The organism is Amycolatopsis sp. lyj-84, from assembly GCF_046549075.1.
GTDB lineage: Bacteria > Actinomycetota > Actinomycetes > Mycobacteriales > Pseudonocardiaceae > Amycolatopsis.
The window spans coordinates 125,974-133,810 of record NZ_JAJPWO010000011.1; the positions used below are offsets into that span (position 1 = coordinate 125,974).

At 70.7% G+C, this 7,837-nt stretch carries 6 protein-coding genes; all 6 read left to right on the plus strand.

What is annotated here, in order from left to right:
* The first annotated feature begins 8 nt into the window (after positions 1–8).
* The 6 genes from ACLJRM_RS30300 to ACLJRM_RS30325 all read left to right on the plus strand — a co-directional run bounded on the left by ACLJRM_RS30300 (position 9) and on the right by ACLJRM_RS30325 (position 7,813).
* Positions 9–1,700 carry an ABC transporter ATP-binding protein gene (locus tag ACLJRM_RS30300; RefSeq protein WP_410664993.1) on the plus strand — a complete coding sequence of 564 codons (1,692 nt, stop codon included), beginning with the start codon at positions 9–11 and terminating at the stop codon, positions 1,698–1,700.
* Positions 1,693–3,381: an ABC transporter ATP-binding protein gene (locus ACLJRM_RS30305; protein WP_101608891.1), complete on the plus strand. Its 1,689-nt coding sequence runs from the start codon at positions 1,693–1,695 to the stop codon at positions 3,379–3,381. The genes ACLJRM_RS30300 and ACLJRM_RS30305 overlap by 8 nt, the downstream gene beginning before the upstream one ends.
* The gene (locus tag ACLJRM_RS30310; protein ID WP_101608890.1) at positions 3,381–4,424 is read left to right on the plus strand and encodes a FecCD family ABC transporter permease; all 1,044 of its coding nucleotides are present in this window, start codon (positions 3,381–3,383) and stop codon (positions 4,422–4,424) included. The genes ACLJRM_RS30305 and ACLJRM_RS30310 overlap by 1 nt, the downstream gene beginning before the upstream one ends.
* Entirely contained in the window at positions 4,421–5,476 is a 1,056-nt protein-coding gene (locus ACLJRM_RS30315) for a FecCD family ABC transporter permease (RefSeq protein ID WP_410664994.1), read from the plus strand. The genes ACLJRM_RS30310 and ACLJRM_RS30315 overlap by 4 nt, the downstream gene beginning before the upstream one ends.
* A gap of 91 nt (positions 5,477–5,567) precedes the next feature.
* Positions 5,568–5,795: an MbtH family protein gene (locus tag ACLJRM_RS30320; protein WP_101608888.1), complete on the plus strand. Its 228-nt coding sequence runs from the start codon at positions 5,568–5,570 to the stop codon at positions 5,793–5,795.
* Entirely contained in the window at positions 5,792–7,813 is a 2,022-nt protein-coding gene (locus ACLJRM_RS30325) for a multicopper oxidase family protein (protein WP_410664995.1), read from the plus strand. The genes ACLJRM_RS30320 and ACLJRM_RS30325 overlap by 4 nt, the downstream gene beginning before the upstream one ends.
* The last annotated feature ends 24 nt before the right edge of the window (positions 7,814–7,837 follow it).

Genomic DNA, 7,837 nt, shown 5'->3' on the forward strand with positions numbered 1-7,837 from the left:
AACTGAAGATGGGGCAGGGAATGAAGGTGCGCGGCGAACGCCGGGCCGCCGTCCGGCTGCTGGCGGGCGCACTGGGCCGCAACCGGGGCCGGGTGCTGGCGGCGGTCGCCGGGGGGACGCTCTTCCAGTTGGCGACGGTGGTGTTCCCGCTGTGCGTCGAGTACGCCATCGACGACGGCATCAACGTCGGGAACCAGTCGGCGACCCTCGGCTGGGCGCTGGCCGTCGTGGGCGCGGCGGTCCTGCTGGTCGCCGGGCTCGCGCTGATGCAGTGGCAGATCACCCTCGCCGCGGTGTCGGCGTCGAACGAACTGCGCGGCAGGCTGCTCGACCAGGCCTTGCTGCTCGACCGGCGGGATCGCGCCCGCTTCGGTCGCGGCGATCTCGCGATCCGGGGAACGCGCGACGTCGACTTCGTGCACAACTGGCTGGCGGGTTCCGCCTCGATGGTGACCGGTATCGCCGGGTTCGCCGTCATCCTCGTCCTCATCGGCAGGCTCGACCCGTCGCTCGCCGTGGTCGGACTGGCCACGGTCCCGGCGCTCGTCGTGCTGAACATCGTGCTGCCCAAACGCTTCGCGGCCGCCAACGACCGGCTCGCCGCCGCGCACGGTGCCCGCGCGGACACCGTCGAGGAACTGCTCACGGCCAGCGTCGCTATCCGCGGGATCGGCGGCGACGGGCCGCTGCTGGAGCGGCACGCCGAGCACAGCAGGACGGTCACCGTCGAGACCATGTCGACCGCCAAGGTGGCCGCCAGCTGGGCCGCGACCGGTCCGTTCGTGCCAGGCGTGGCGACGGCGATCGGCCTGCTCGTCGGTGGTGGCGCGGTGATCGACGGCTCGCTGACCGTGGGCGGGCTGGTGGCCTTCACGACCTGGATGGCGATGCTGGGCACCTGGATCGGCGTGGTCACGCACCGGTTCACCCAGCTCGGCGAAGCGCTGACGGCGGCGAAGCGGATCAGCGAGGTGCTCGAGACCGTCCCCGGTGTCGCGGACCCGGACGCGGGCGTGCCGCTCCGCACTCCCGCCGACCTGGTGGCCACCGGGGTCGAGGTGCACTCCGAACACGGTCGCGTGGTCGGCCCGCTCGATCTGACCGCCCGCCCGGGTGAGTTCCTCGCCGTGACCGGGCCGTTGGGCTCGGGCAAGTCGACGCTGCTGCGGTTGCTCGCGCGCCGCGACGATCCCGACGCGGGCACGGTCCGCTACGGCGACGTCGATCTGCGCCAGGCCGCGCTGCGGGAGGTCCGCAGGCGGCTGGTGTTCGTGCCGCAGCGGCCCGACCTGATCTCCGGGACGATCCGCGAGAACCTGCTGCTGGGCCGTCCGGACCTGACGGAGGAAGACATGCGGGCGGCGTGCGCCGCGGCGGCCATCGACGAGCACGTCGCCGGGCTGCCCGGCGGTTACGACACCGAGACGGGCGAAGGCGGGGCGACCCTGTCCGGCGGGCAGTTGCAGCGCCTCGCCCTGGCGCAGGCCCTGCTGCACGGCGCCGACGTCCTGCTGCTCGACGACATCACCTCGGCGGTCGACGCCGGAACCGAACAGAGTGTCCTCAAAGGACTGAGGGACTGGCTCGACGAGGCGGGACACGTGCGGACGATCGTTTTCGCCAGCCACCGGGCCGCGGTGGTGGACGCCGCGGACCGCGTCGTCGCCCTGACGGTGCGGGAGGCGGCTCCGAGTGCCTGAAGCCATCGTCCTGAGCGAACGGCCCGAACAGAAAGGCGTGCTCCGGCGTGCCCGGCCGTTCTTGAAACCGCACCGCGCGATCCTCTCCCTCGCGATCGGTCTCGGTACCGCCGCGACGCTGGCGCTGACGCTGATCCCGTCGGTGGTCGGCTGGGCCGTCGAGCGGGTGGCGCAAAAGGACCTCGCGGGCCTGTACACGGCGGCGGGCGTCTTCGCCGTGCTCGTGCTGGCCAGGCTGATTCTCCTGCGCACCGGGGAAATCTGGCTCGCGAAAGCCGGGGAACGCGTCGTGGCGTCGTTGCGCGACCTCGTCGTGTCCCGGCTCGCGACGGCGCCGCTGAGGTTCCTCGAAACGCAGCGATCCGGTGATCTGCTCCGCCGCAGCACCGCGGAGATCGCCGATCTCGCCTCCTTCGTCCGCGCGGATCTCCCGGACCTGCTCTCGGTCACCGGCTACCTGATCTTCACCACGGTCCTGCTGCTGCTCTACTCGTGGCAGCTCACCCTGGTCGTGGTGCTGGTGTTCCTCCCGCTGTCGGTGCTGATCATGCGGTGGTTCCAGCGCGGGGCCACGACGGCCTTCGCGGCGGAGGCGGCGGCGCAGGGTGCGGTCGCGGCGACCTACCGCGAGGGCATCCAGGCCCGCGAGCTGCTCACCTCCCGCGGCGCCGAGCAGGAGTGGCGCGACCGGTTCGACCGCGACAAGGAAACGTTGCGGCGCACCACTTTGCGGTCCGAGTTCGTCGTGCTGCGCACCGGTGGCGTGACCTTGGCGCAGGCCATCGCGGACGCCACGATCCTGGTCGTGGGCGGCGGTCTCGTCCTCGCGTGGGGCATGCCGCTGAGCACGGTCGCGGTGTTCGTCGTGGCGATGCGGCAACTGTTCGACTCCACCAACCAGCTGACCAACCTGATCGGCCAGCTGCAGACCTCCAGGGTCGGCCTCGCGCGGCTGCTGAACCTGCTCGACACCACCGAGCGCCCGCCGCGGACCGGCAACGGCACGGTGCTCCCCGAACGCGGGACACTGGAGGCCTCCGGACTGCGGTTCTCCTACGTGGACGGGGTTTCCGTGCTCACCGACGTGTCGTGCACGTTCCCGCCGGGGGCGCGCACGGGCCTGGTGGGACCGACCGGATCCGGGAAGACCACGCTGGCCAAGATCCTCGCCGGGCTGTACCCCACGGACGGCGGAACCGTGCGCTACAGCGGAATCCCGCTCGACGAGATCGCCCCCGACGAGCTGCGCAGCCGCATCATGCTGGTCCCGCAACGCGTTCACGTCGTCACCGGCACCCTGCGGGAGAACTTCCGCCTGGTGCCGGAGCCGCCGCCGGACGAGCGGATCGACTGGGCGCTGGAGCGGCTCGGACTGCGGGAGTGGGTGGCCCGGCTGCCGGAAGGACTGGACACGCGGGTCAGCGCCGCCGCGGACACGCTGTCGGCGGGGGAACGTCAGCTGATCGGCCTGGTCCGCGCCGCGCTGGTGGACCCGGCCGTGCTGATCCTCGACGAGGCCACCGCCGACGTCGACCCGGAGACCGGTGACCGGATCGAACGCGCGCTCGACCGGCTGCACGCGGACCGGTCGCTGATCATCATCGCGCACCGGCAGTCCACGATCGACCGGCTCCCGCGCGCCGTCCGGCTGGACGCGGGCCGCGTGAAGGTGGGGGGCTGATGGCCGTCGTCTCCCCGCCCCGGCCGGAACCGGCCGTCCGGCCCAAGGTCGCCATCGCCCGTGGCGCGGGACTTCTCCTCGGCCTGGGACTGATCGGCGTGGCCGTGATCGTCAGCGTCGCGGTCGGCGCCAAGGACCTCCCGATCGGCGTGGTGTGGGACGCGTTGTTCCACTTCGACGGTTCCTACGACGCGAACCTGGTCTGGGACCAGCGGATCCCGCGCACGCTGCTCGGCGTCGTCGTCGGTGCCGCACTGGGTACGGCCGGCGCGCTGATGCAGGCGGTCACCCGGAACCCGCTGGCCGATCCCGGGCTGCTGGGCATCGAATCCGGCGCCTCCGCGGCCGTCGTGGTCGCCATCGCCGTCTTCGGGGTCACCTCGCTCAGCGGCTACGTGTGGTTCGCCCTCGTCGGCGCCGCCGTCGCGAGCGTGGTCGTGTACCTGCTCGGTTCCACCGGCCGCGGCCGGGCGAATCCGGTCCGGCTCGCCTTGGCGGGCACCGTGGTCACCGCCGTGCTGACCGGGATCATCTCGGCGTTCACCACGATGAACGCGCGGACGACGCAGTCGATGCGGTTCTGGACGATCGGGTCGCTGATCAACCGCGGCTACGACGTGCTGTTCGACGTCCTGCCGTTCCTGGTCGTGGGCGCGGTGATCAGCCTCCTGCTCACCCGCTCGCTGAACGCGCTGGCACTGGGCGATCAGGTCGGCCGCGCGCTGGGCGCGCACCTCGGCCGCACGCGGCTGTTGAGCGTGATCGCGATCGTGCTGCTGTGCGGCGGGGCGACGGCGGCCGCGGGACCGATCGGGTTCGTCGGCCTCGCGATCCCGCACGCGGTCCGCGCGGTAGTCGGCCCCGACTATCGCTGGGTCGTCCCGTATTCGATGGTCTCGGCGCCGCTGCTGGTCCTCGGGGCGGACGTCCTCGGCCGGGTCGTGCTGCCGACCGGGGAACTGGAAGCGGGGGTCGTCACCGCGGTGATCGGCGCGCCGGTGTTCATCTACCTGGTCCGCCGGAAACGGCTGGGGGAGCTGTGACCGTCACGTCGAGTCCTCAGTGGACGGTCCGCAGCCGGAGCGGCCGGATCTCGGTGCGCCTGCACCGCCGGACCGTCTGGGTCGGGGTCGTGCTGGTGGTCCTCTGCTTCGCGGTGGTACTGGCCAGCCTGCTGTCCGGCAACTACCCGATCGGCATGTCCGACGTCTTCCGCGCCCTCGGCGGGCACGGGACGTTGCAGCAGCGGTACTTCGTGAACGACGTACGCCTGCCGCGGGTGCTGGTCGCATTGCTCGTCGGGGCCGCGCTGGCGGTGAGCGGGGCGCTCTTCCAGAGCCTTTCGGCCAACCCGCTGGGCAGCCCGGACATCGTCGGCTTCAACAACGGGGCCGCCGCGGGCGCGCTGGTGTGCATCCTCCTGCTGAAGGACTCGAGCCTGGCGGCCACCGGTATCGGTGCGGTCGCCGGCGGCGGGGTGGTGGCGGTGCTGATCTATCTGCTGTCCTATCGCGGCGGTGTGCGCGGGTACCGGCTGATCCTGGTCGGGGTCGGCGTGAGCGCGCTGCTGAGCGCGGGAATCGCGTACCTGCTCAGCCGGGCCAACCTGAACGAGATGCTCAACGCGCAGATCTGGCTGGTCGGCAGTCTCAACGGGCGGTCGTGGGAGCACGCGTGGATCCTGCTGGCGGTGCTGGTCGTGGTGCTGCCGTGCGCTTTCCTGCTGAGCAAGCCGTTGCTGACCCTGGAACTGGGCCCGGATTCGGCCACTTCGCTCGGGTTGCCGGTGGGGGCGGTGCGCCGCCGGGCGATCACGGTTTCGGTGTTGCTGAGCGCGGTGGCGATCGTCTGCGCCGGCCCGATCTCGTTCGTCGCGCTCGCGGCGCCGCAGGTCGCGAAACGGCTCGCCCGCTCCGTCGGTCCCTCGTTGTCCATCTCCGCGTTGTCCGGTGGTTTCTTGCTGGCCTTCGCGGATTTGGTCGCCCAGCGGCTCATTCCGGGTTCCCAGCTGCCGGTCGGGGTGACCACCCTGGTACTCGGCGGGCTGTATCTCGGCTGGTTGCTGGTGGGGGAGATGCGCCGTGGCCGTGCCTGAGCGGAAATGCCGCCACCGTCACGTTTTCGGCCTATGGCCATGGGTAAATCATTAGGCTAGCCTTCCCTAAGTTTGCTGAGGGAGCTGTGTGATGACGAATCCGTTCGACAACGAAGACGGCCGCTTTCTGGTGCTGGTCAACGACGAGAACCAGCACTCGCTCTGGCCCTCGTTCGCCGAGGTGCCCGACGGCTGGACGGTGGCGAAGGCCGAGGCCTCCAGGCAGGAGTGCCTGGACTACGTAGAGGCGACGTGGACCGACCTGAGGCCCAAGAGCCTCATCGAGGCCATGGCGGCCGCAGAGGCCGACAGGACGTGAGCGACGGCGAAGGCGTCGACCGCCGCGGGTTTCTGCTCAAGGCGGGTTTCGCGGGCGCTCTGGCGCTGGGGATCGGGTCGGCGACGATCCAATCCATGCCCGGCCGTGAACGCGGCCCGGTCACGATCGATCCCCGCGCCTACGCCCGGCCCCGGGCCCAGGGCGATCCGGTCGGCCAGGCCGGTCAGGTGCGCCCGGTGGCCGCCACGGCGCCGCGGCCGGGGACACCGTTCCGGGGCACGGTCACCCAGTTGACGCCGTTCCGGGATCCGCTGCCCACCATGGCGACGGCGAGGGGCGACCGGTTCGGCGGCGTCGACAACCTGACGATCCGCATGCGGCCCAATTACGTCCGGCTGCACTCACAGCTCCCGCCCACGAAGATCTGGGGCTTCGACGGCCGGTTCCCCGGCCCGATCATCGAAGCCCGGCGCGGGAAACCGTTGCGGGTCACCTGGACCAACGAGCTCACTGGTCCGTATCCGTTGCCGGTGGTGGAGATCCTGTTCGACGAGAACGCCGATCCCTACCAGTGGGACGTTCCCGGCCGTGAAGGGGTCGCGCCGCGGGCCGACGTCGCCGCGCTGCCCGGCTGGACGTCGGTCCACCTGCACGGCCACTTCAGTGACGGCGGCAGCGACGGCTGGGCGGAGGACGCGGTCCTCGCCGGGCGCAGCCAGCTGGTGGAGTACCGCAACGACCAGCCCGCGACCACGCTCTGGTACCACGACCACGCCATGCACATCACGCGCTGGAACGTGATGTCCGGCCTGCTCGGGATGTACATCCTCCGTGACGACGAAGAGGCGTCGCTGCGCCTGCCGTCCGGGGACCGCGAAGTGCCGCTGCTGATCTGCGACCGGAACTTCGACACCGACGACAAGAACCGCCTCACCGGCACGATGCTGCACAAGACCACGGTGATGAGCACGGACCCGCTGCGGCAGGTGCGCTCGTTCGCCGGGCCGTACACGCTGGTGAACGGGGCGATCTGGCCGTTCAAGGACGTGGAACCGGACTGGTACCGCTTCCGCATGGCCAACGCGTCCAACACCCGGCCGTACGTGGTGCAGGCGGTGACCGAGGACGGGAAACCCTTGCCGCCCAACACGATCTTCGTGATCGGCTCCGACGCGGGACTGCTCGGCGCGCCGGTGGACGTCGCGGGCGGCTTCAGCCTGGCGGCGTCAGAACGGGCCGACGTCCTGATCGACTTCCGCGCGCTCGCGGGCAAGAAGGTGCTGCTGCGCAACATCGACTACGACCCCGGGCCGTGGCCGGACTTCCTGCAGTTCCGGGTCGCGCAGCGGGGCAGGCAGAGCGGCTTCCGTCTGCCCAGGACGCTGGCGAGGTCGTTCACCCGCGTCACCGAGAAGCAGCCCGTCGAGGCCGAGCGCATGGTCATGCTGACCCCGGTCGGCGTCTCGCACGCCCGGCTGTGGGAGATGCAGAAGATCGAGGCGCCGCCGGGACCGTTCCCGATCGACGGCATCGTGCAGCTGAAGGAACAGGACGGTTCGGTCACCACCTGGAAGCGCATGGCCTACCAGTGGACCGATCCCACGCAGTACACCGTCAAGGCGGGTTCGTGGGAGCGCTGGCGCTTCGTCAACCTCGACTGGTCCGGCTGGCCGCATCCGATGCACATCCACGTCTGTGCCTTCCAGCCGGTGAAGCGCGGCTTCTACAACATCGACGGGTTCCAGTTCATCGACCTTCCCGGCGGTGGCATCGGCGGTGGCACCACGACGCCGGTCTTCTGGGAGCGAAGCGAACCGGTGGCCCCCGACCAGGCGGGCTGGAAGGACGTCGTCAACGTGGCCGCGGGCGAGTCGGTCGACGTCGTCGCCAAGTTCGCCGACGTGACCGGCAAGTTCGTCTACCACTGCCACATGCTCGAACACGAGGACATGAGCATGATGCGGCCGTTCCTGGTGCAGCCCAAGGAGGTCATCGCGATCGCGAAGTCGATGGCCCACGAGCTGCCACCGACGGCCGGCGGCGGACACGGTCACTGATTTCAGGCAGAGGAAGGAACAACT